This is a genomic window from Candidatus Methanomethylophilaceae archaeon, from assembly GCA_017524805.1.
Classification (GTDB): domain Archaea; phylum Thermoplasmatota; class Thermoplasmata; order Methanomassiliicoccales; family Methanomethylophilaceae; genus Methanoprimaticola.
In genome coordinates, this window is record JAFXUX010000023.1 from 38,601 (window position 1) to 59,765 (window position 21,165).

Below are 21,165 nucleotides of genomic sequence, written 5' to 3' on the forward strand. Positions count from 1 at the left end.
TCAGAGGCATTCACATGCATGATAAATGCGGCATCTCAGAACGGGGCGGAAGTTTCTACCTCAGAAAAGAGACGGTCATCGCTTTCCTGGTAGTCGCCATCTCTCTGGCCGCGGTCATCTCCTTTGCGGGGGATTCCGACGCAACCAGCGGCAACTGCGGGAAGAACGGAGACAACATGACTTGGAGTCTGGACGGCACCAAGCTGACCATATCCGGCGTAGACGACATGGAAGACTACGACAGCAAGGCGACGCCTTGGGGGACTTCTGTAACCGAAGTTGTCTTCCTTGGCAACCCATACAGCATCGGGAAGAACGCATTCACCAACTGCTCATCCCTCTCATCCATAGATTTCGGCAATGTGAGGCAGATAAGCGAGGGCGCATTCTCCGGCTGCGTCTCCCTCAAATCTGTGGCCATCTCCGATAAAATGATATCCATAATGGGCGACGCTTTCAAAGGAGATTCGTCCCTGACCGAAGTGACCATCGGCAGCAAGGTCAACAGCATTGGCAAGGGCGCATTCTCCGGCTGCGTCTCCCTCAAGTCCATCACCATCGGAAACTCTGTCGTGGACATAGAATCCGATGCGTTCAAGGGAGATTCCTCTCTCAGCAGCGTAACCTTCGGAAGCTCAGTGAAGAACATCGAAAGCGGAGCGTTCTCAGGCTGTCCTTCGCTGACCTCGCTAACCTTCCCCGACTCCGTGAGGACCATCAAGAGCAACGCGTTCAACGGAGCGTCCCATCTGAGCACCGTAACCTTCGGGACCGGCCTGCAGATGCTCGGAAACGATGCGTTCTCCGTGGAATTCCAGAATAAGAGCGGCAGCAAGGTAACCAATCCCATCGATCTCGCGGGACACACTTACAGATCCGTCAGCGACGGAGTTCTCCGCGAGGCATCGGACGAGCCCCAGAAGTGCGGGGACAATCTAACCTGGGTCCTCAACGGAACCAAACTGACCATCTCTGGTACCGGCCCCATGTACAGCGATTTCCACAAAGCTCCCTGGGGAACAGACGTCACCGAAGTCGTCTTTGTCGGCACTCCGACCAGCATCGGAGACAGCGCATTCAGGGAATGCAATATCAAGTCCATCACAATCCCCGATTCTGTCACGACGATCGAAGATGACGCGTTCAGTTATTCCGCGCTCGAGTCCATAGACTTCGGCAACTCTCTGACGTACCTCGGCAGCTATGCTTTCAATGGCTGCGAGAAGCTCGTTTCCGTGAAGATACCAAGCACTCTGAGGACCATCCATTCCTGTGCGTTCTACAGCTGTTCCAGCCTCAGCGAATTGGATCTCGGCTCCGTCACCTACATCGAGGGCAGTGCGTTTGCAGGATGCTCCGCACTCAAATCCGTAACGATACCCAATTCGGTGAAGACCATCGAATACGGTGCGTTCCAGTATGACAGGAACCTCAATTACGTCTCCTTCGGGAACGATCTGGTCGAACTCGGCAAAGACGCGTTCTCCGTCCAGTTCCAGGACAAGAGCGGGAAGACTGTCACCGCTCTGTCCGATCTCCGCGGCCACGCATTCGAAGGCAGCGACGGCGTCCTCCGCGAGACCGGAGACGTCCCAGCTCCCATCCACGTCACCGGAGTAAGTCTGGATAAGACCAAAGCTTCTTTGGATGTCGGCAAGAGCCTGAAGCTGAATGCGACGGTATCCCCCGACAATGCTACGGATAAGTCGGTGCACTGGGAGTCCAGCAACGATCTGATCGCTACTGTAGACGGTGACGGGAATGTGAAGGCAGTGTCCGCAGGACAGGCCACGATAACGGTCTCTACCAATGACGGGTACAAGAGCGCTTATTGCTTGGTGACGGTCAATGCCGAGCCATCGCCCACGCCGACTCCTACCCCAACTCCGTCCGGATCGGACAACACCCTGCTCTATGTCGGCATCGCTGCGGTCATCGTGATCCTGGCCCTTCTGGCTTTCTTCTTCCTGAGATCCCGCGGAAAGGTCTGATCCCATAATGGGCGGCGCCCTTCGGGGCCCGTCCAAAACATTTTATTGAGTTTTGATAAAGTCTGAGAACGATGAGATCAACGGTATGTCAGCGTCGCGGTCAGCTGGGCGATACACTTCCGTTCATACCACTTCTGAAGGCTGTACCGATTTTTCCGTCGAGCGGAGGGCGCGCGAGTACAGGAAATAGTTGATTCCTATGCCTAGATAGCTCACGAAGGTCAGAGCGTAGATTATCGCTTCGAATCCATGCTGGCATACCACTCCGTAGAGGGCGAGCTTGATGAACGACCACAGAAGATTGGCGTGCATGGCATCCTTGGAATGCTTCATGGATTGCAGAGCCGATGCCAGGAACGCGCGGACGCAGCTGGCCGGTATGAAAAGAGCGAACCATCTGAGGGTCCACACCAGCTGCGGGCGGATCTCCATCATGGTCTCCTCGTAAGTGAATGCCATCGCGAAGATATCCGCGAAGATGAACAGCATCGCGGACAGGATCAAAGACATCAGCAGCGACCATTTGAAAGTGTATCCGAAGCCGTCCTTCATCTTATCCAGTCTGCGGGCTCCGAGGGCCGCCGCGCAGACGGGTATCATCGCTGTAGCCAAAGCGGCGGATGGGAGGTTTATGAGGGACACGTATCTCCAGGGGAGGTTATAGAGCATGATCGCAACGGTTCCGCCGGCGATTACGAGGAATATCCTTTGGATGATGTCCGTGACGGCGGTGATCAGCTGCTCCCCGGTCTTGGGCCCGGCAATCTCAAAGAGCTCCTTGCGGTAGCTCATGTCGCTTTCAGAGCGTCTGAAGGAGAGTTTGACCGCTGTGGACCCATTCAGATACCACCTGAAACCAATGGCCATGGATACGGCGTAGGATATGCAGGTTGCCAGAGCCGCGCCTGTGAGCCCCAATCCCAGGCCGTAAATGAGCACCGGATCCAATGCCATGTTGAGGAATGCAGCGGATATCTGGATCACCGTGGATCTCTTGGCGGCGCCCTCTCCTCTGAGCATTCCTCCAAGAGATTGGAATACGATTATCGTGGGAGACAGGACGATGAAGGGGAGAAGATATTCCCAGCAGTAGCTGCGGACATCGCCCGCTCCCATGATGTCTATTGCAGCGTCGGCGGAAGCCAGAACTATGATCGATGCAACGGCCGACAGTATCAGCGACCATTTCACGGTCAATGAGGCGATCCTTCCGGCGGATTCGCGGTCGCCCTTCCCCAGACGGAATGCGATGGTGGTGGTGGCCCCCACGCTCATCCCTATCCCTATGTAAATGAATGCGTCGTAGATCGGGATGATCGTAGATAGGCCAGAGCTGGAAGCGATTCCGAGACCGCTGGTGAAGAAAGTGTCCACAAAGGAATTCAGTTGTCCCACGACTAAAGCCGCAAGCAGAGGTATGAACATAGACGCAATGGCCTTGCGAGGGTCGCCCAGCATTTTTTCCAGTTCTTTCTCCGAAGCCGCCATGTTCGTCCTTTGGTCCGTCCGTGGTTTGCTGCTGCAAGCAAAGCTCTCAGCGTGTTTATCAGCTGGACGCAAGCGCGGAATGGCTCTCATCGTTCCGCAAACTTGCGTTCCACCCATCGATTCGTATATGCTAGGGATATAAAAATGTTCACAATTCAGCGATATATTGCCGAATATTCTGTATGATCAAGCCGGTCAAAAAATTCGTTTGCAACAATTATTGGAGCATTATATCTGTTATTGCATAATCAATTCATTATCATAGTGTGTTTAATAACACTAATTTTTTTATTAGTATGTATATAAATACCAATAATATATAATTCGTATGCATAACATGATATAGTAGGATTGTAATGCCAACTCATTGATGGATGGTTCTTTGTCATTCGAAAAGGGCCGAGCATCATGATTTGGTGATCAAATGGACAAGAAGATTCTGATTGCCTTGGCAGTGGTCGCAGTGGTGGCCGTCGCGGCGATCGCGGCTTTCTGTCTGACTCAGGGGAACGGAAACAATGGCAGCAACGATTCCCCCGATGCAGATAAGAAAGCTGTGAACGTGAAATGCGACCCCTATACCATCACCAATTCGCTGGGCAACACCTACACATTCGACCATACATTCGGCGCCGTTGCCGTTCAATGGAGCATATCCGGAGGGCCTTTCGTGACGATGGCGGCCCTTTTGGGCGATGATCTGCCGAAATATCTCGTCGGAATAGACAGCACGCCGTCATTGTACCGTATGGACTCATGGGAAGCGTACTGCAAATCCATGCCTGAGCTGAAGAGTTTGCCGGTAATAGGCGATATAGGAACCGACTGGGACAACACCAAGGTTCTGTCTCTGAAGCCGACGGCGCTGATTCTCCCCGAGAGGGTCAAGACAGATGCGGTGAACGGCAACGTCATTGAGACGTTCGAAAAAGCCAACATCCCGATCATCTACGTGGATTTCCACAGAGAAGACATAGACACCATTAAGAGCACCATCATCAACCTCGGGAAGATGTTCGGCAAAGAGGCGAAGGCCCAGGAGCTGGCGGATCTTTACGAATCCAAGACCAAGCCCATCTATGAGAAGGCGGCCAGACTCATAGACAGCAACGGTTACATCGATGTATATAACGAGACCGGGCAGCTGGGACCCTCGGCCACCGGGCAGTCCAGAGACAACACTCAGGATTGGGGCAAGCTGATCTACGAGTGCGGAGGCAACAGCATCGCCGAGAAGACAGGCAAGCTTGACATGAGCTACGTCCTCACCAAGGACCCTGACAGAATCTTCTTCGCAGGATCATATTGGCCCAACCAGCCCGATGCCATACGCATGGGATTCGGAGTGACTGAAGCGCAGGCCAAGAAGACCGTGGACAAATACTTCGATGAGAGGGCAGGATGGAAGAGCCTCCAGGCTTACGAGAACAACGAGGTCTATATCATCGCCCACTGCCTTGGCAGAGACATATACGACTTCTGTTCGCTCGAGTTTATCGCCAACATGATCTGGCCCGACGAGTTCAATTACAACCCGACCGCGGATCTCAAAGCGTTCTACGACAAGTATCTGCCTTTCGACTTCAGCGGAACTTGGTTCTTGAAGTATGATACCGGACAGACTCCGGAGCCTACCACTGAAAAGGCTACGAACAAATCCTGTGCTCCCTACACCGTGACCGATCTTGCCGGCCAGACCTTCACCTTCGACCACACCTTCGGTGCAGTCGCCACCCAGACCACCGGCAGCGGCGGCCCCTTCTTCGGAATCGCCGCGCTCGTAGGCGACGACCTGCCCAAATACCTCGTCGGTTTGGACGGAGGGTTCAAGAACCGCATGGATCTGTACAACGCATACCTGGAAGGAATGCCTGAGCTGAAAGAGCTTCCAAACATCGGTGCCATAGGGACCGATTGGGACAATTCAAGGGTGCTTCTTCTCGGATCCAATGCGCTTGTGGTGAACTTGGGCAGCAAATCCGCCATCGAGAGCAACGGCGTGAAGTCCGCTTTCGACAAGGCCGGAATCCCCATAATTTACATGAACTACCACACGGAGTCCATCGAAGACATCACCAAATCCATCAGGATCTTGGGGATGATGTTCGGACAGCAGGAACGCGCGGAGCAGCTCGCAACCCTGTATGAGACGAAAGCCGGCCAGGTGTACGACAGGGTCGCCCAGATCCTCGCCACCGGAAAGGAAAGGCCTACGATCTTCATAGAATGCGCCAACGGAGGCCCGGACAAGATTGGAAACAGCTATCCGGACAACAACATGTGGGGCGCCATAGCCAGCAACCTCGGCGCTAATGTCGTATACAACAAGAGCGAGAGCTACGCGCCTTTGGATGAGCCTTTCATCCTGAGCAGCAACCCTGATCGCATACTGTTCACCGGGTCTTTCTGGGACACGTCGGTGAAAGACTACATAGCGATGGGATTCACCGCCACTTCGGATCTCACCAACGAGCGTGTCGACGGATACTTCGACAAGAGAGCCGGATGGAAGAGTTTGGATGCGTACAAGAACGACCAGGTATACGTGATATACCACGGGCTGTCCAGAGACGTCTGGGATTACACCGCCATAGAGTTCGTGGCAAAGGTCATCTGGCCGGACGAGTTCGCCGATTTGGATCCTGCCAAAGACCTTGCGGAATTCTACGAGGAGTATATGCCTTTCGATCTCTACGGCAACTGGTTCCATCACTATACCAAATGAAAACGAGGGGGCCCATAGCCCCCGATTTCATGATTGATCGAAGCAAAAATGAGCGGAAGGGGAAATCCACAGCCGTGCGGAGAAGATGCAATGCCAATCGCCAAACGTTTGAGGGAGGCCGTCTCCGACGCGTAGGTTCTTTGCAAAGACAATCATATTGGCAATATATTCCATAAATCCTGTTCGGTTAGAACGTATCAAAGGAATGTTATTTATTGTATGTTGGATGATATAAACAACTGCTCTCATTGCCGGCGGCAATATGCATAAATGGTTGCTGCCACGCTGCCGTCGGCTGAGAGCGCCCTTAATTCCGGAGTTTCCATGAGCGACAAAGAAAAGAAGAAACTCGTAAACGATGCCATAGGATCTCAGAATTTCAACTACACCCAGTACTCTGCGAAGAAATACATGATCATAGCCATAGGCATTGTCCTGTGCGTCGTGTTCTTCTTCCTGGATGTCGTTTTCAGCTCGACGTATATCGATCCGGCGGTGATCATAGACAATCTGCTGCACCCCGGCAGAGACGACATAATGCACATCATCGTCTTCGACATCAAGATCCCGGTCGGTTTGATGGCCCTGATCTGCGGGGCTTCATTCGGTTTCGCCGGTGCGATCATGCAGACCATGCTCAACAATCCCTTGGCCAGCCCTTACACCCTCGGAATATCCGCGGGAGCCGGGTTCGGAGCCGCTCTGGCGATGGTCACCGGTTTAGGAGGCATGGCAGTTCTGGGCGAATACCTGATTCCCGGAAGCGCATTCCTGTTCGCCCTTCTCGCTTGCGGAGGCATATTCCTCGTCGCGAAAGTCAAAGGGTTCTCGGCCGACATAATGGTGCTGGCCGGTATCGGTCTGGTGTTCTTCTTCCAGGCCTTGCAAGCTCTGATGCAGTATCTGGCTTCTCCGGAGGCTCTCCAGGGCATAGTGTTCTGGACGTTCGGAAGCCTGACCGGTTCCGACTGGGAGAACATCCCGATAGTCCTGGCCATGTTCGTGATCATCTTCATACTGATCTACCGCAAGGCTTGGTTCCTGACTGCCATGAAGCTCGGGGACAGCAAGGCCGCCGCCCTCGGAATAGACACCAACAACATCAGGAAGTGGATGTTCGTGGCGATCTCTCTTCTGACCGCGACCTGCGTCGCGTTCGTCGGTTGCATCGGATTCATAGGCATAGTCGGTCCCCACGTGGCCCGCATGATCCTCGGCGAGGACCAGCGTTTCCTCATCCCGATGTCCTGCGTGTGCGGTGCCGCTATATTGACCATGGCGGACGTCGCGAGCAAAGTCATAGGCAACGGTGTGATATTCCCCATCGGTATCCTGACTTCCTTGGTTGGAGTGCCATTCTTCTTCTACCTGCTCCTCAAGAAAAAGAAGGCGGTAGCATGAAGGTCCGCGTGGATAACGTCGGATTCTCATACGGCGACACCCCGGTTCTCAGGGATGTGTGCTTCGAGGCGCTCCCCGGGGAGATCACGACGATAATCGGCGCCAACGGCGCTGGAAAGACCACCCTGCTGAAATGCATCGCCGACCTCCATAAGCACAAGGGGGACGTGTATTTCGACGATTAGGTCGTCACCCGCAAAGACATGCCCAGCATCATGAGCTACATGGAGCAGAATACGGACTGCGAAGCCGAGCTGAACGTCTTCGAGATAGTCCTTCTGGGAATGGTGCAGTCGCTGTCCTTCTACGTGTCCGAGCAGGACGTCGAGAAGGTCACGGGCGTCCTGAGGCTTCTGGGAATCGAGAAGTATGCCGGACGCAAGATCGGCGAGCTCAGCGGCGGCCAGAGGCAATTGGTCTTCATAGCCCAGGCATTGGTGAAGGACCCCAAGGTCCTCGTTCTGGACGAGCCCACAAGCGCATTGGACCTGTACCACCAGTTCAAGCTGATAAAATTCATAAGGAAGGTCACCAAAGAGCGCGGCTGCGTCACGATAATGACCCTCCACCACCTCGATGTCGCTCTGAAATATTCCGACAGGGTCGTCGTCATATCGGAGAACACCGTATATGGCGAAGGGTCCGCTGAGGAGATGTTCACCGAGAAGATGCTGGCGGAAGTCTACCGCGTCAAAGCCGACATCATCAGGGACGCCAAAGGGAACAAGCACATCCAGGTCCTGGAGCCTCTTGACGAGGAGTATGAGGACGATGCCGAAGTGGCCTTCCCCTCAGAGGAATGACCGCCGACGGAGTTGCAGCGATATGGGCGAAGAATTGAAATCCACCATAAGAAAAGGTTGGGACGCGTCCGCCAAAGGCTACACCAACGTCGTGTCAGACGATTTCCATGAGCCTATAAGCAAGGAATGGACGGATCTGATACTCTCCTTCGCTCCTGCGGAGGGAAGGATGAGGATACTGGACGTCGGCACCGGGCCGGGGGTGTTCGCCACCCTGATGTCCAAAGCCGGGCACGACGCAGTCGGGATAGATATCTCCGACAGCATGCTGGAAGAGGCAAGAAACAATTCCAGGCTGGCAGGCGCATCGCCCGAGTTCGTCAGGATGGATTCGGACCGCCTCGAGTTTCCGGACAATTCCTTTGACATGATCATCAACAGGAACGTCCTGTGGATCATGCCGGATCCCGTAGCCGTCTACAAAGAGTGGCTCAGAGTGCTGAAGCCTGGAGGGAGGCTCCTCTATTTCGATGGGGTACATCCCGCCAGGGAGAAGGACTACGACTTCAAGGCCCACGACCTCAAGAGCATCGGAAGGATAGAGGGCGGGAAACCGGTCAAGACTTCCGTGACCAAAGAGAACTACGACGTCACCAGAGGATGGAAGAAGGAGCTTCCGCTGTCCTTCGTGGAGCGTCCGAAATGGGATCTGGAGAATGCCGCGAAGGTAGGTTTCGTCGGCATAGAATGCGCCGATTTCCTCGGCGTCGAATCGGATCCCAGATACAAGGATCCTAACAGAGAGTATCGGATGTTCCGGCTCTCCGCATCGAAACCACAATGATCAAGGCCCCTTCGGGGGCTATCTTTTACCATGCTCAGTTTTGCTCGCAATGCTGATGATGGGCACACACCCGATGGGTTCGTTCTTCCAAGGTCAAGGTGAAGAAATTATGGACGGGGAAAACAGCGATCTGAAAAGGAGGATAAGGGAAGGCTGGGATCTGTCGGCCCCAGGGTTCACCGGCGTGGTCGTACCGGTGGACCTTGCAGAGCCGAGGAGAAGCAGATGGGCGGATCTGATACAGTCGAAGTCGCCGTCCGGCCGCTTGAAGGTGCTGGACGTCGGCTGCGGGCCCGGAGTGTTCTCGATAATCATGGCTCAGGCCGGACACGATGTCACCGGGATAGACGTCTCAGAGAAGATGAGAGAGGAAGCCGCCAAGAACTCCGCAAAGTTCGGGGTGTCTCCCACGTTTTTAGTCATGGATTCCGACGGCATGTCTTTCGAAGACGGCGCGTTCGATCTTGTAATCAGCAGGGATGTCATGTGGGTCATGCCCGATCCCGACAAGACCATGAGGGAATGGTTCCGCGTCCTCAGAAGCGGCGGATCATTGGTCTATTTCGACGGGGCGCATCCTGCCAGGGGGAAGGATTTCGATATCAGGAGCGAATACTCCGGTCAGAGGAACGAATACGAGAGGGAAAACGGGAAGTCTCCGCCCTGCTCATACAAGCCCGAAGATTTCGAGAAGGCCCGCGGGTTCAAACGCGATCTCCCGCTGACTTACGTCGAGCGCCCCGCTTGGGACGTCGCCGCGGCCGCTAGAGCAGGGTTCGCAGAGATAAGATGCGAGGGCATTACCGAAGATCTTGACGTCCTTTCGGAGGCCGGGAACGCCGGGGGATTCAACAGATTCAGGCTGTCTGCCGTCAGACCCTGAGCCAAGCCGTCGCCAGTCTTCTGGGACTTTGCTGTCCAGGATCTCCTTGAATGCATTGAGATGGGAGATCGGATCGGCGATCCTGGTTTCGGCTCCCGCATTCTTCAGGGCCTCTGCGCATCTTACGGCAGACGGCCCGTCGAAGGATACGAACATAGGGATGGCCGTTATTCTCTTGGCTCCATCCGATATCAGTTTCTTTATCGCGGTTTCCGCATCCGGCTCGCCTATCCTGGAGTAGCGGACCGCCGCCGGCCACCCTTTGTCTTCCAAGAATTCGGAGTAGGATTCCATATCCTTTCTGCAATGGGACATCTTGGATCCGTGGGCGATGAGAAGCGCGGCATCGCCTTCGCGCGGTTCTCCCAGGGATTCGCGTATCGCTTCCGCCATGCGCGGGTCGAAGCCTAAGGCGGTGGAGAATCTGGTGGCGATCTCCGTCCCATCGAGGATCGTCCAGGATCCGGCGTTGTCCGGCAGCGACAGCCTCTTGGGCATGTCCCATACGGTCGTCTGCCCCTCCGATATGGCCAGAGGAAGGATGGAGAACGTTTTGATGCCTTCTTTGTGGCACATCTCCGAGATGACGTCAGAAGAGTTTGGAGAGCCTTTGTGATACGCTATGCGGACGTTCTTGCGGCCGCGGGATATCAGGTATTCCGCGCATTCTTCGGCCATCAGCTTTCCGCCAGGAGAATCCGAGTTCTGGCCCAGAACGATGATGCCAGTTCTCATGGGAGCGCCTTCCAGAGGTGATGGGACGGGCCAGCTTGGTCCGCCCCCGGAATATGTTTTCCAGTCAGAGTCATCGCTGCACGGAAGCGAGCCACAGCTCTGCCATGATCGTGTCCACTTTGGTGATGGCCGCTTTGGGGACTTTGATGACATTCCCTTCTACGTTCATGAGGGCTACATACTCGGGCTTCACTGTCGCTTTGATGACCTTGTCGGCTACGATGTTGCCGTCTTCGTGCCCGTCCAGATATACTGTGAATTCGCACATCTCACATCCCTATGATCTGCTCTATCTTTTTCTTGACCGCTGTCAGGTCTTTCACCGCGTCCGATTCCGGATACGCATCCATGAGTGTCTCGCCATTTCTGTCGGCCTGTATCACTGAGCGGTCGTATCTGATGCGGACGGCTTCGTCCGGTCTCAGTCCGACCAACGACGACATCCTCTTTATGTCCTCTTCGCTCTCGGATTTGTTGATTATCAGGAGGTTGTTTTTGACCTCCAGATCCTTGGCCATCTTCACGACCTGCCTGGAGACTTCGGCGGACTTGGGGGTAGGCTCGGTCAGGACAGCGTTGCAGTCGAACTCTCTGGCAAGCCCTCTTCCGAGGATCTCCGGCCCGGCTTGGGAGTCCACGAAAGCTATGTCGTACTTCTCTTCGCATCTGTCCGAGCCCAGATAGTTCAGGAGCATCTTGACGAGGTTTATCGGGGCGCAGAGGCACCCCCCGCCGCCGTGCTCTATTGCGCCCATGACCACTACGCGTATGCCGTCGGCGTTGACTTTAGAGTGCTCTTCAATGACCTTCCGGCCGATCTCGGAGATTCCGTCCTCCTCAAGCTCCCTTCCGATCTCATCCCTTTCGTCGGCGATGGTGGGGACTTCCATGAACGGTATCCCCAAAGTCATCGCCAGGTTCATGCTGGGGTCGGTGTCGAAGACGACGACCTTCCGGCCTTCGCGCGCCATCATGGTCGCGACGGACGATATGGTGGTGGTCTTTCCGACTCCTCCTTTTCCTGTCGAGATTACGGTCTTCATTCCGCACACTCGAACGTCTGGGACATCACGTTCATGACTTCGTCATATTCGTCCTCAACGGCTTTGCTGGCATCGGCGTATCTTACAACGACCAGATATTCCCCGACGGATTTGGCTTCGAAGGAGATCTTTCCGTTCTCGTCTGTGACATAGTTCTGGGTGTCCTCCGCGGCCTTGTCGAAAACCGCGACCTTGACGTTCTTGAGGGGTTTGCCTTCGTAGATGATCTGAGCCGACACGGTCTATCCTTTCTTGGGCTTCACGCAGCTCAGCTGCATGTCTATGATGGAATTCATTATGGTCCCGGGGGTGCCGGTCTTGGAGATGACCTTCTTCGAGATGACCTGATAAGCTGCGGAGCGGTTCACGTTCTTGAAATCTTTCTTGAGGCCGTTGAACCATCCTTCGTCTGTTATGACCCAGATGATGCTGCTTTCGCATCCGAAATAGACCGTGTAGATGTCGTCGTCGGTATCGTCGAATGTGAGTTTGCTGTTTTTTTCGGTCGTCTCCAGCTTGTATTCGACATCAAGGGGGCCTTTCTCGTTGAAGATGGCTATCTTGGAGTACGAAGCGGGTATTGGCCCGTCGGACACCATGCGGTGGCCGTATCCGCCCATGACGGTGACTTTCCCGTCTTTGATCTCCGCGCCGTAAAGCCAGTTCTCGTGCCCATAAACCATTCTGTTCAGCCTGCGGAGATCTTCGGGGCTATTATTATTACAAACCATGATCATCGTAATACTGTTTTCGTTGAAATATATTGGCATACTAATTTAGAATTCGTAATAACATTGGGATGAATCAGCCACCGCCCGGTTTTGAAAGCGGATGCCCATGCATTTGCCATAAAAACCGGCGATTCCTGCTGTATCGGGGCTGTCAGGAAGTATATGGTGGTTCAGGCCGTATTTGCTGAGGTTTATGGATGTCTGCGAGCAAACGATGCTGTTCTGCGGCCTCAGAAGTAAAGGCGGGGCTTTTCGCCCCTTTATTGTCCTGAAATCCGGTCAGAGACCGTTCATTTTTTCGTAGCTGGCCAGGATTTCGGAGGTTTTGTCCACATCATATATGTTGAACTGCGTCGGTACGTTGGGATCCACTCCGGCTTCCGCGCCGGTGAATTCGCCGGTGGTCTCGTTGTACAGCCCTATATGATTCGACGACGAGTGTAACATGGTTTGTCCGAAGGGGAAAGCGACGGTGTCGACAGTGCACTCCCCTCCTCCCGATCTGGATCCTGTCGTCATGGCGAACCCGTTTTTCTGCGCATAGAAAGGCATTGCGTTGCCGCAGGAGAACGAATAGGGGCTGGTGATTATGTAGAACTTGAAGTGCTGGCCGTAGCAGTCCTCGGCGTCGTATACGCCGTCGCCGTTGGTGTCCACGCGGAAGGAGTACTTTGTCACGGCGCCGCTGTTGTCGTTCTTCAGGTAGAGGCTGGCATTGTTGTCCTTGGACATGAGCGCCAGGAGCTTTCCCAGGACCAGCACGTATCCGCCGCCGTTCAGGCTGTCGTCGATGACTACCCTCTCCACGCCGCCTTTGTTCTTGATGTCCTTCAGATTCTTCAGGAAGGCATGGTAGGTGTCCCTGTAAAAGTCGCTTTCGGTGGGGGTTTCCTTGTAGTAGTGGGCGATCATGAACTCGTCGAACGAGAAGTATGCGGTCTTTCCGTCGGAGCTGTATCTGACGTCCTCCTTTTCCATTGTTTCCCCTGCCTTGGCTATCTCGGCCTCCCTTATAGGATTCAGCAGGCGGTTCAACGCTGAGCGGTCGTTGAGCAGGGTCTGCGGGTAGCTGGTGGGCGCCAATACGCTGCCTTCCCTCAGATAAAAGGAGTTGCCGAATGAGGTATGCCCGTCGTTGAGCAGGGATACCAGGACCGAATAGGCCGAAGAGCGGGTTCTGTCGTCTTCAGAGAGGAGCGAGTCCTTGTAGACGGTATTGTCCACGTAGTCGCTCATGTCTTTGTATCCCAGGACTTCTCTGAGGCCGTAGTAGTTGTCGATTATCCAGGTGAACAGTTTCTTCGTGTGCTCCAGCATGTAGGCGGGAGGCACGATGGTGCTTTTTTCCCCCTCGCCCTGCTCATACTGGGCCATAGAGCCGGACATTATCTTGTCTATGCTCGCGAACTCTCCGTAAGGTTCGTAGGAGAACGACGATTTCTTCTGCTCGGCGTCAGCGTATTCCAGCAGCATGCTGTCCTTGGAGGAGTAGAGGAACGCGCGTTCGATGTCGTGCTGGGTATGCATGGACAGAAGCCCGATGGGCAGGTATGCCTTCCCTTCATGCATGATGGGATCCAGACCGTAGCCCTTGAAGGAGTAGACGGATTCCTTTCCGGCGTTCTTGATTTCGGTGACCTGGAAGCTCAGGCCGTCCATGAGGGTGTTCTTGCCGTCATGGCGCTTGATCGCCTGGAAGGTATCGCCGTGGCTTCTGAATTCCTGTCTGTCCGCATCCACGGTGAGGTGGTAGATCTCTTTTCCGTCCTTGTCTTTGATGGTCCAGGTGGCGGCGTTCCCTGCGCTGGTCACGGAGCCGGAATAGCCGTCTGCGTAGTCGTTCTTGTAAAGGCTGACGTAGTTGTCGAAAGTGGTGTACAGAACCTCTTTCTCCCCTTTGATGGTCATGAACTGATAGTCGCCGGTCTTGTATTCGGAGGCCGGCTTCGGATCATCGTAGTAGCGGGGGTCGTTGGGGTCGTAGGGGAGATACGATACGTTGTATGCCCCTACGGTCACCGGCACCAGCTCGGGTTTTTCGACATGATCGTCTTTGTCCTGTTTATCGCCCTGTGTGATGAACAGGCAGGCCAGTATGGCCAGCACTGCCACTGCGCAGACGATCAGGAGCGCCATGTTCTCTTTTTTCATAGTAAAACCTCGGCAACAAGTCCGATGGCCAGAGCATCCGCCGCTGCAAATCGGCTTGTTGTTCCGTCTGAAAGGAAACATCAGCCCCGTGATAAATGTTGATGCTGGCAACGGCGCCGAACGGTCCCCTCGGGCCGTCCAGCAATCGATTTTGCCGTAGTCAGGATGCCGATTTGACGGCCATAGGCGAGCCCGGATTCCCGGATCCGGAAGGCAGCGATGCGGTCTGGCTATCCATATTTCGCTATCCCCTCGGTATTTTGCCCGGATTGTCGGTATAGGGGCCGGCGCCCAGGCGAACGCGTGGCCGTGCCGGTCCCGAAGACAGGATACGGCGGCTGTCGCGCGTATGATATCACGGCGGACGGCTGGGCCCATATTCTGTCCCCTGTGGAGGACGGGAATATGACACTGTTCCACGCGGTCAACGGCCTTCCTGTGGATATGGCCGGACGTTACGTCCTCGGAGAGGAGGGCGAAATGTATCTCGAGACGCATTTGCCGCCATACCCGGTCTATTACCTTTCAGAGAAGATGCCGGGGAAGGAGCCGACGTCAAATCTGCCCCTGATATGCCTGGTGGCTTCGCAGTTGCGGTCATCGTCCATCTTTCAAAGATAATCCGTAAGGCGGGGCATCCACGGCATTTTTACGGCCGTGACATAGCAAGCCGGAGAGAGGACGCGCTACGCTGTGCTATGGGGCTTCCGTCCAGGACTATGGGCGGCAATGCCATTGGGATGGATGGCTGCCGGTATCCTCTGAAAGACAATGCGATCCGATAGGCCATCATTATATGTGCTCCCCGGAGATGTTTTTGCCCTCAAGGTTATCTGCATGTCAGGCTATCGGCACCCATGCATGAAAAGGCAGCAGGCCTGTACATATTGGCGGCGTTCCGCACGCTCACGGGATGGATCATGCTATGGCCGTTCTTCGACAAGATGTTCGGGCTCGGGTTCCAGACCCCTCACGGAGGCGGATGGATCGACGGCGTATCTCCATCGTCGTATGTTGTCTATTTGGCCGACGGCGTGTTCAAGGATTTATATGTGTTTTTGGCAGGCAATTTGGCAATAGACATTGTGATGATGGCCTCCCTGCTGGTGCTCGGAGTCTCGCTCATTCTGGGGGTGGCGTCCAAGCTTACAACGTTCGGCATGTGCGCGTTCCTGCTGGTAATGTATTCCATTCACGTGCCGCCGTCAGACAATCCCGTTGTCGACTACCATATATTGCTCGTTCTAGGGATTTTGGCGGTGTATGCCCTGGGCGGATACGAGAAACTGTCCCTGCATCCCAGATGGAGAGAGACCAAGATGGTCAGAAGGTTCCCGATCCTGGAATGAGGCGCGCAAAGGCGGCGGAGACTGTCTGCACTGGGATCATTCCCGCCAAAATGTGTCGATATATGGATTTCCGAGCAGATGCGAAAATGCGGCATGAAACCTTCCAGCATCCCATATTCATCGCGATATAGACAGGTATCCTAAACCTGTTTTTAAGGATCTTTTGAAAGCTGGTATGGGCCCGACGGGGATATGCATCTGCCACCTATCCTACCGGCAGGTATGCTCCGGGGCAGATACCTCGGTCGCGATTTCAAATCGGGCTTAAGCATTCGGCGAAGGATGCCGATGATGTTTAGATTATGTTTGGGATCTGAATCAGAACAGCCTCTGAATGGCATAATGTCACGCGGCCCAAATATCAGTCTTTTATGATGTCAACAAGCAACGCAATCTGTTCACGTCGCTCAAAACCGATGTGCCGGCGGCCAAGTCCGTGCGCTCCTTGTTTTTCGCATTCATCCATGCGAACGGGCGCCTCACAGTGCCTCGCAATCCGGCACAGCCGTTTCCTGCTCCGTTTTTCCTGTCGTTTCGATGAGGCCGCTTCCGATCTGCATCTGCAGTTCTCATATGGCTGGATCAGTCTCGGCGCCGGCGCGAATCGCCCGGAAGTCATTTCTCTGCCGGCGATTTCCGTCGGACGGGGGTTAAGCTAATAGTTTGAATCGGCACGGGGCATGTCATGAAACCCAGGTCCTACGCATTATTGGCCGCTGTGCTGGTGATAGCGGTATTCGGGAGCATATTCGCGTCATGCTTCTGGCCTTCGGATTCACCGGAGGAGGAGTACTCCGTAACTGGCGTAGTGACGGGGCTGAGCCCCTACAACCAGCCCAAGCTCGACGTGAGAGCCGATGACATCTTCGAACAGGGGATAACTTTGGGCGCGCTGTTCGATATTCAGGCAGGAGACAGGGTATTCGAGGATGCTATACTGCTGGGCAATTATCTGGGTACGTTCATGTTCGATAAATTCGTCAACGTGGAGTCAGACGGGTACTTATCAATAGGATGCGTTGGGAAGCTGATATCGGTTCCTGAAGGCTCTGAGGTGACGCTTACTTACTCCGGGGATCCGAGAGATATCAGAAGACGCCTCTATACAATGCCGGTTCCACCGATGTCAGAGCGGATTATGCTTCGGACGAGGAGTTCGCCAATTTCTACGAGGTCACGGGAGGGGATTTGAAGCCTGGCATGCTGTATAGGTCGTTCAGTCCTCTGTATCCCCCCGACAAACAGACGAGGTCGGCTTACGTGGACGGATTGGCCGAGAAGGCTGAGATACAGTACCTCATATCGCTCTCCTACAGCGACGATTCGGTGAAGAAAGCCGTTGAAGACCTCGGAGGTTACTGCGTTGCGCTTTGCAGGGAAGGGGATTACGTCGCGCCGTCCATGGGATACCTGTATTTCCAGGAGAAGGAGAAGACGGTGTCCGTGCTCAAGGGCATAATGGACAATGATGGCCCCTACCTCGTCCATTGCAATGTAGGCAGGGACAGGACCGGGTTCGTTGTCCTGTTGTTGCAGTCGCTGTGCGGCTGTTCCGCGGACGAGATGAGGGAATGCGAATCCAAGGCGTTCTGTAATCTGTACCATATCGAGACAGGTTCTCCGGAGTACGAGGCCGTCAAGAGCTGCACCTACGACAGGAACATGTTTCTCATCGCCGATCCCAGCAGGATACCTGACATGTTCGACATTGCCTGGGACAGCATAGATGTAAGTTCGGTGGATCCTTATTCCGCGGCGTATTCTTATTGCACTGAGTATCTGGGATTCACGGACGACGAGGTTCAGAAAATCAGGGGAAGCTGTGCTCCTGAACGTCCATGTCTATCCTGGACGATCGCATCTGCCACAGTCTCCTGAAGGAGCCACGAACAGGTCGCGAGAGGGCCGGTCATGGGGTACTCCTCGGCGGCGAGCATCCGGGGAGCGCTGCGGCATGGGCCTGAACGAGGCGCTGAGGATATGGAAAGTCCTTAGCAACAGAATACTTTCGGAATAACCGGACAGAGAAGTGGCGGGCCTGAAGGGGTACGTCACTTGTATGGGCCAGCGATGCCCTCATGAATTCTATTGGCCCCTTTTTCGGGGTCGAATAGGACGTTTCGAGTCCCCGGCGAAAACTTATTTGATATCGATTCCAGGAATGTCTGTAACCTCGGTTCAGGGGCATCCATCTGCTGTCCCGAGGGTCCCGCTGTCGGATGTGCTGAAGGCCCTTTCCGAGATCAAGCGCCGCACCGACAAGTCGGGGTGCTGGCCGTTCGAGACGGAGGAGCTGATCAAGCGGCTGGTCAGTGGAGACATGTCGATCAGCGACCCATCCCTGCAGGCGATTCTTCTTGACTGGATGGAGAGCGAGGACTACAACGAGTTCGTCAACCTCGATACGGGGACGTTATCTACTCCCAGTCGGCCAAGAGGGGGAACCTCATCTATGCCACCAGGAAGACGAAGAAGAGGGATGCGCTGAAAAGCGCCCTCGAGGGGAAGGTCTTCGACGAGCCGGTCGCCGGGTTCAGAAACAGGAGAAGGACGAGGCTGCTCTTGTGTACAGTCAACTTCGACAGGACCAAGTTCACCGCCGAACAGGCGTGGGCGTCCCTGCGTTCCACGCCCATAGAGGGGTTTGACTGCACCTACAACGTCATCAACAAGCTCAACGCCAATATCAGCAAGATCTTCGGCAAGCACGGGACTTTAACTTCGAAGGAAGCCCAGTCATCGGGCTATCCGGCCCCTCACATGATCTTCATCCTCGACGAGCCGGTGACGGTCGAGCGCCATGTCGGCAAGGGCGGGAACGTGTCCTGGAGGCTGTGCGACCCCAGGATTCTGGACAGGACCGGCAAGGGGCCGCTCATGAGGAAGCTCTGCAGGACCGATTACCGCAAGGCAATCGACATGAACCCCATTTGGAAGCACGTGTTCATAGACTTCGAGGGCATCGTCAGCGAGCAGGGCTCCAAATCTGGGAGGGATGCGGTGACCTATCCGTTCAAGTACCTCGTGAAATGTCTTACTCAGGACGGCCGCGATTCGATCAAAGGCCTTCCTGACATTAATTCGGTGAGGGACAAGGGCAAGCGCACCATGCTCTTCACCCATCTCGGAAACAAGTGCTTCAGGACGAGGGACGTGTCGTTCGGGAAGGGGTTCAAGGACCGCATCGGGATGCTGCCGGAGGAGAAGTCCGAGGGTACCGTCTTGTGGAAGCGTATCAGGACGGTACCAGGTTACGAGTACAATCTTGTTGAAACCTATGATAGCCTGTTGGCAATTACGGCTCTCAAGCAGGCGACTGCTTCTAGCGGGGCGCCTTCCAGTATCCCTTGATCCGAAAGGTCGTATTCTCACCGTTGTTCCGTTGCAACATCCGACGTATGCAGGTCATGTATTTCTTCGGACCAGGGAGGGTACAGCGGGCCATGGCCGAAAAAGACCTCGCGCCTCTCCATGGCCTCCTCGACTTTCTCCCTGATGAGCTTCTCCGATTCTTTGACCTTGTCCAGGGGGAGGCCGAACTCTTTGGAGATGCTTTCCAGAGTTTCCGGCCTCTCGTGATGGAGGAATATTCTGGCCTGGACGAACGTGAGCGGCACCCTCTCCTGCAGCAGCCACGAGCGGGTCGCGTAGCGGACCTCCCGGAACTCCTCGTCGGTGAGTTTTCCGCCGACGACCCAGCGGCGGAGCTTCGTCTTACCTTTTCTCATTGCATTCGCCTCTGTCTCTATCTCTTTCTGACGGGTCTCGGGGAAGCGATCCGGCTCGAATTCAGGAATGTGGTCGCAGTCGCATTCGAACTCGCTTCCGTCCCATGGGAGCTCCCTGAATCTCCTCATCTGGATATTCGTACGGCGGAGGTCCTCTACTTTGGACCTTTCATCAGATCTTGCGAGTACTTGGCACTATTCTTCGAACTCTCTCTTTTCATCTATGCTGAGGCCTTCGTATTCTGGAAGGAATTCTATGGTTCTCGCCAGACCCCAATTACGGGGGAATCCGGCATAAATCTCGGATTTCCAGAGGGGAAGGCGGAGTTCGCGCTGGATAATCCAGATCTGCATCGCATAGGCGTACATGTTCTGCTCTTCGTCTTCAAGGATGTAGTCGGGCCTGTCGAATCTGCATTGCAACGGCATTATCACCATTTCCTCCTTTTGCGAAGGTTGAATATCCTGTTGAACGAATAGATTGCAGGGATTGCGGTGTCTTTGGTTGTTCTGAATGCTATGATAGTCCTCGGATAATTGTTGTTAAGCATCTTAATCGCATCCTTTCCGATAATGCCAGTGCCGTCTGGCACGGATCCATTTTTTGTTCTTCTCAGAGTTTTGCGATCCTTTTCACGAATTTCATTTCCGTTCACTGTGTGCTCATCCACCGCCCAATATCCAGAAATGTCCTCAGACGGTTGCTTTGTGCGGATTTCCACTTCTGCCACCGTGGCCGATTCTTCGGCATTGCTGACATCTTTCTTAGGCATCACATTGTCAAGTTTTCGAATCTGCTGATACCGCTTTTTGTAACGGAATACGCTGTTTTGGAGTATCCGCGTCTGGTGGCATCTACAGTCCTGAGGTGATGGAGAATTTCATGCACGATAGTGTCATCTCCTGATTCGTCCATGAATCTGAACTCCGGAACAGCATCCGGGTCCCTGTCATACACTCTTCCATATGCACCTTTCTTGTTCTTGGGCAACGATCCGCTCCACACAACAGGTTTTCCAAGATGGCTAATCATTCTAATCTCTTCCATGTGAAGTTTGTCGCGACCGCCGAAATCACCTTGTCCCGGACAGCGTTGCTGCATCTGAACTCGAATACTTTTGTGACAGCGACCATCTTGGGGGTGTAGCCGGCTTTTGTCTTTTTGGTGGTTGCCGTAGTTTTATTGTCAGGGCGATTTTTACTGGACTTCTGGGATTCGAATCCTTTGGCGAACGTCCCGTCGGGGTTTCTTTTCTGCTTGTGTGCCCTTTGGGATCTTTTCCGAGCGTCGCGGTCTGTTGGCGCCTTCTTTCTCAGTGTTTTGGCCTTAGAGCAATTCTTTGCCATGGGCCT

24 protein-coding genes are annotated in these 21,165 nt (G+C 54.4%); 12 read left to right on the forward strand and 12 right to left on the reverse strand.

Going from position 1 to position 21,165, the window contains the following annotated elements:
* The first annotated feature begins 14 nt into the window (after positions 1 to 14).
* The gene (locus IKP20_04780; GenBank protein MBR4504267.1) at positions 15 to 1,991 is read left to right on the forward strand and encodes a leucine-rich repeat protein; all 1,977 of its coding nucleotides are present in this window, start codon (positions 15 to 17) and stop codon (positions 1,989 to 1,991) included.
* A gap of 123 nt (positions 1,992 to 2,114) precedes the next feature.
* On the opposite strand, the gene IKP20_04785 is transcribed toward IKP20_04780, so the two are convergent.
* A complete protein-coding gene (locus IKP20_04785; GenBank protein MBR4504268.1) occupies positions 2,115 to 3,479 on the reverse strand; it encodes an MATE family efflux transporter in 1,365 nt (454 codons plus the stop codon).
* A gap of 424 nt (positions 3,480 to 3,903) precedes the next feature.
* Between IKP20_04785 and IKP20_04790 the strand changes: the two genes are divergently transcribed.
* The 5 genes from IKP20_04790 (at position 3,904) to IKP20_04810 (ending at position 9,192) form a co-directional block, all read left to right on the forward strand.
* Complete coding sequence (locus IKP20_04790; protein ID MBR4504269.1) at positions 3,904 to 6,204, forward strand: ABC transporter substrate-binding protein; 2,301 nt, start codon at positions 3,904 to 3,906, stop codon at positions 6,202 to 6,204.
* 324 nt (positions 6,205 to 6,528) lie between these two features.
* Positions 6,529 to 7,605, forward strand: coding sequence for an iron ABC transporter permease (locus tag IKP20_04795; GenBank protein MBR4504270.1), 1,077 nt, complete (start codon positions 6,529 to 6,531; stop codon positions 7,603 to 7,605).
* Positions 7,602 to 7,790 (forward strand): ABC transporter ATP-binding protein, encoded by a 189-nt coding sequence (locus IKP20_04800; protein ID MBR4504271.1) that lies wholly within the window; start codon positions 7,602 to 7,604, stop codon positions 7,788 to 7,790. Before IKP20_04795 ends, IKP20_04800 begins: the two co-directional genes overlap by 4 nt.
* Positions 7,791 to 7,808: 18 nt before the next feature.
* Positions 7,809 to 8,408, forward strand: coding sequence for an ABC transporter ATP-binding protein (locus tag IKP20_04805; GenBank protein ID MBR4504272.1), 600 nt, complete (start codon positions 7,809 to 7,811; stop codon positions 8,406 to 8,408).
* A gap of 22 nt (positions 8,409 to 8,430) precedes the next feature.
* Positions 8,431 to 9,192, forward strand: coding sequence for a class I SAM-dependent methyltransferase (locus IKP20_04810; protein MBR4504273.1), 762 nt, complete (start codon positions 8,431 to 8,433; stop codon positions 9,190 to 9,192).
* Between the two features lie 667 nt (positions 9,193 to 9,859).
* Here IKP20_04810 and IKP20_04815 read toward each other — a convergent pair.
* From IKP20_04815 to IKP20_04840, 6 genes are all read right to left on the reverse strand, one after another.
* Positions 9,860 to 10,810 carry a hypothetical protein gene (locus IKP20_04815; GenBank protein MBR4504274.1) on the reverse strand — a complete coding sequence of 317 codons (951 nt, stop codon included), beginning with the start codon at positions 10,808 to 10,810 and terminating at the stop codon, positions 9,860 to 9,862.
* 70 nt (positions 10,811 to 10,880) lie between these two features.
* Positions 10,881 to 11,078: a CooT family nickel-binding protein gene (locus tag IKP20_04820; GenBank protein MBR4504275.1), complete on the reverse strand. Its 198-nt coding sequence runs from the start codon at positions 11,076 to 11,078 to the stop codon at positions 10,881 to 10,883.
* 1 nt (position 11,079) lies between these two features.
* The gene (locus tag IKP20_04825; GenBank protein MBR4504276.1) at positions 11,080 to 11,853 is read right to left on the reverse strand and encodes an AAA family ATPase; all 774 of its coding nucleotides are present in this window, start codon (positions 11,851 to 11,853) and stop codon (positions 11,080 to 11,082) included.
* On the reverse strand, positions 11,850 to 12,092 hold the full coding sequence (locus tag IKP20_04830; protein MBR4504277.1) for a DUF4198 domain-containing protein: 243 nt from the start codon (positions 12,090 to 12,092) through the stop codon (positions 11,850 to 11,852). The genes IKP20_04825 and IKP20_04830 overlap by 4 nt, the downstream gene beginning before the upstream one ends.
* A 3-nt stretch (positions 12,093 to 12,095) precedes the next feature.
* Positions 12,096 to 12,584, reverse strand: coding sequence for a hypothetical protein (locus IKP20_04835; protein MBR4504278.1), 489 nt, complete (start codon positions 12,582 to 12,584; stop codon positions 12,096 to 12,098).
* A 279-nt stretch (positions 12,585 to 12,863) separates the two neighbouring features.
* Positions 12,864 to 14,735, reverse strand: a complete 1,872-nt coding sequence (locus IKP20_04840) for a hypothetical protein (protein ID MBR4504279.1) — start codon at positions 14,733 to 14,735, stop codon at positions 12,864 to 12,866.
* Positions 14,736 to 15,038: 303 nt separating this feature from the next.
* Here IKP20_04840 and IKP20_04845 point away from each other — a divergent pair, with 303 nt between their 5' ends.
* The 6 genes from IKP20_04845 to IKP20_04870 all read left to right on the forward strand — a co-directional run bounded on the left by IKP20_04845 (position 15,039) and on the right by IKP20_04870 (position 19,435).
* Entirely contained in the window at positions 15,039 to 15,356 is a 318-nt protein-coding gene (locus IKP20_04845) for a hypothetical protein (protein MBR4504280.1), read from the forward strand.
* A gap of 236 nt (positions 15,357 to 15,592) precedes the next feature.
* On the forward strand, positions 15,593 to 16,084 hold the full coding sequence (locus tag IKP20_04850) for a hypothetical protein (GenBank protein ID MBR4504281.1): 492 nt from the start codon (positions 15,593 to 15,595) through the stop codon (positions 16,082 to 16,084).
* A 685-nt stretch (positions 16,085 to 16,769) separates the two neighbouring features.
* Positions 16,770 to 17,276: a hypothetical protein gene (locus tag IKP20_04855; protein ID MBR4504282.1), complete on the forward strand. Its 507-nt coding sequence runs from the start codon at positions 16,770 to 16,772 to the stop codon at positions 17,274 to 17,276.
* Positions 17,273 to 17,962, forward strand: a complete 690-nt coding sequence (locus tag IKP20_04860) for a tyrosine-protein phosphatase (protein MBR4504283.1) — start codon at positions 17,273 to 17,275, stop codon at positions 17,960 to 17,962. Before IKP20_04855 ends, IKP20_04860 begins: the two co-directional genes overlap by 4 nt.
* A 283-nt stretch (positions 17,963 to 18,245) precedes the next feature.
* Positions 18,246 to 18,572 carry a hypothetical protein gene (locus IKP20_04865; GenBank protein ID MBR4504284.1) on the forward strand — a complete coding sequence of 109 codons (327 nt, stop codon included), beginning with the start codon at positions 18,246 to 18,248 and terminating at the stop codon, positions 18,570 to 18,572.
* Positions 18,573 to 18,646: 74 nt separating this feature from the next.
* The gene (locus IKP20_04870; protein MBR4504285.1) at positions 18,647 to 19,435 is read left to right on the forward strand and encodes a hypothetical protein; all 789 of its coding nucleotides are present in this window, start codon (positions 18,647 to 18,649) and stop codon (positions 19,433 to 19,435) included.
* A 17-nt stretch (positions 19,436 to 19,452) separates the two neighbouring features.
* Here the strand turns inward: IKP20_04870 and IKP20_04875 are convergent, their stop codons facing one another.
* From IKP20_04875 to IKP20_04895, 5 genes are all read right to left on the reverse strand, one after another.
* Positions 19,453 to 19,941: a hypothetical protein gene (locus IKP20_04875; GenBank protein ID MBR4504286.1), complete on the reverse strand. Its 489-nt coding sequence runs from the start codon at positions 19,939 to 19,941 to the stop codon at positions 19,453 to 19,455.
* Between the two features lie 66 nt (positions 19,942 to 20,007).
* A complete protein-coding gene (locus IKP20_04880; protein ID MBR4504287.1) occupies positions 20,008 to 20,250 on the reverse strand; it encodes a hypothetical protein in 243 nt (80 codons plus the stop codon).
* Positions 20,244 to 20,585 (reverse strand): hypothetical protein, encoded by a 342-nt coding sequence (locus tag IKP20_04885; protein ID MBR4504288.1) that lies wholly within the window; start codon positions 20,583 to 20,585, stop codon positions 20,244 to 20,246. The genes IKP20_04880 and IKP20_04885 overlap by 7 nt, the downstream gene beginning before the upstream one ends.
* Complete coding sequence (locus IKP20_04890; protein MBR4504289.1) at positions 20,585 to 20,860, reverse strand: hypothetical protein; 276 nt, start codon at positions 20,858 to 20,860, stop codon at positions 20,585 to 20,587. Before IKP20_04890 ends, IKP20_04885 begins: the two co-directional genes overlap by 1 nt.
* Positions 20,842 to 21,159 (reverse strand): hypothetical protein, encoded by a 318-nt coding sequence (locus tag IKP20_04895; protein MBR4504290.1) that lies wholly within the window; start codon positions 21,157 to 21,159, stop codon positions 20,842 to 20,844. The genes IKP20_04890 and IKP20_04895 overlap by 19 nt, the downstream gene beginning before the upstream one ends.
* Between the last annotated feature and the right edge of the window lie 6 nt (positions 21,160 to 21,165).

Excerpts from the sequence above, each read along its gene's own strand:
- IKP20_04885 (MBR4504288.1), bottom strand. The coding sequence starts at position 20,585 with ATGCCTAAGAAAGATGTCAGCAATGCCGAAGAATCGGCCACGGTGGCA.
- IKP20_04800 (MBR4504271.1), top strand. The coding sequence starts at position 7,602 with ATGAAGGTCCGCGTGGATAACGTCGGATTCTCATACGGCGACACCCCG.
- IKP20_04820 (MBR4504275.1), bottom strand. The coding sequence starts at position 11,078 with ATGTGCGAATTCACAGTATATCTGGACGGGCACGAAGACGGCAACATC.
- IKP20_04875 (MBR4504286.1), bottom strand. The coding sequence starts at position 19,941 with ATGAGGAGATTCAGGGAGCTCCCATGGGACGGAAGCGAGTTCGAATGC.
- IKP20_04895 (MBR4504290.1), bottom strand. The coding sequence starts at position 21,159 with ATGGCAAAGAATTGCTCTAAGGCCAAAACACTGAGAAAGAAGGCGCCA.
- IKP20_04835 (MBR4504278.1), bottom strand. The coding sequence starts at position 12,584 with ATGGTTTGTAATAATAATAGCCCCGAAGATCTCCGCAGGCTGAACAGA.
- IKP20_04850 (MBR4504281.1), top strand. The coding sequence starts at position 15,593 with ATGCATGAAAAGGCAGCAGGCCTGTACATATTGGCGGCGTTCCGCACG.
- IKP20_04810 (MBR4504273.1), top strand. The coding sequence starts at position 8,431 with ATGGGCGAAGAATTGAAATCCACCATAAGAAAAGGTTGGGACGCGTCC.
- IKP20_04865 (MBR4504284.1), top strand. The coding sequence starts at position 18,246 with ATGTCTGTAACCTCGGTTCAGGGGCATCCATCTGCTGTCCCGAGGGTC.
- IKP20_04785 (MBR4504268.1), bottom strand. The coding sequence starts at position 3,479 with ATGGCGGCTTCGGAGAAAGAACTGGAAAAAATGCTGGGCGACCCTCGC.
- IKP20_04890 (MBR4504289.1), bottom strand. The coding sequence starts at position 20,860 with ATGGAAGAGATTAGAATGATTAGCCATCTTGGAAAACCTGTTGTGTGG.
- IKP20_04855 (MBR4504282.1), top strand. The coding sequence starts at position 16,770 with ATGAAACCCAGGTCCTACGCATTATTGGCCGCTGTGCTGGTGATAGCG.
- IKP20_04790 (MBR4504269.1), top strand. The coding sequence starts at position 3,904 with ATGGACAAGAAGATTCTGATTGCCTTGGCAGTGGTCGCAGTGGTGGCC.
- IKP20_04780 (MBR4504267.1), top strand. The coding sequence starts at position 15 with ATGCATGATAAATGCGGCATCTCAGAACGGGGCGGAAGTTTCTACCTC.
- IKP20_04880 (MBR4504287.1), bottom strand. The coding sequence starts at position 20,250 with ATGGTGATAATGCCGTTGCAATGCAGATTCGACAGGCCCGACTACATC.
- IKP20_04840 (MBR4504279.1), bottom strand. The coding sequence starts at position 14,735 with ATGAAAAAAGAGAACATGGCGCTCCTGATCGTCTGCGCAGTGGCAGTG.
- IKP20_04805 (MBR4504272.1), top strand. The coding sequence starts at position 7,809 with ATGCCCAGCATCATGAGCTACATGGAGCAGAATACGGACTGCGAAGCC.
- IKP20_04815 (MBR4504274.1), bottom strand. The coding sequence starts at position 10,810 with ATGAGAACTGGCATCATCGTTCTGGGCCAGAACTCGGATTCTCCTGGC.
- IKP20_04795 (MBR4504270.1), top strand. The coding sequence starts at position 6,529 with ATGAGCGACAAAGAAAAGAAGAAACTCGTAAACGATGCCATAGGATCT.
- IKP20_04825 (MBR4504276.1), bottom strand. The coding sequence starts at position 11,853 with ATGAAGACCGTAATCTCGACAGGAAAAGGAGGAGTCGGAAAGACCACC.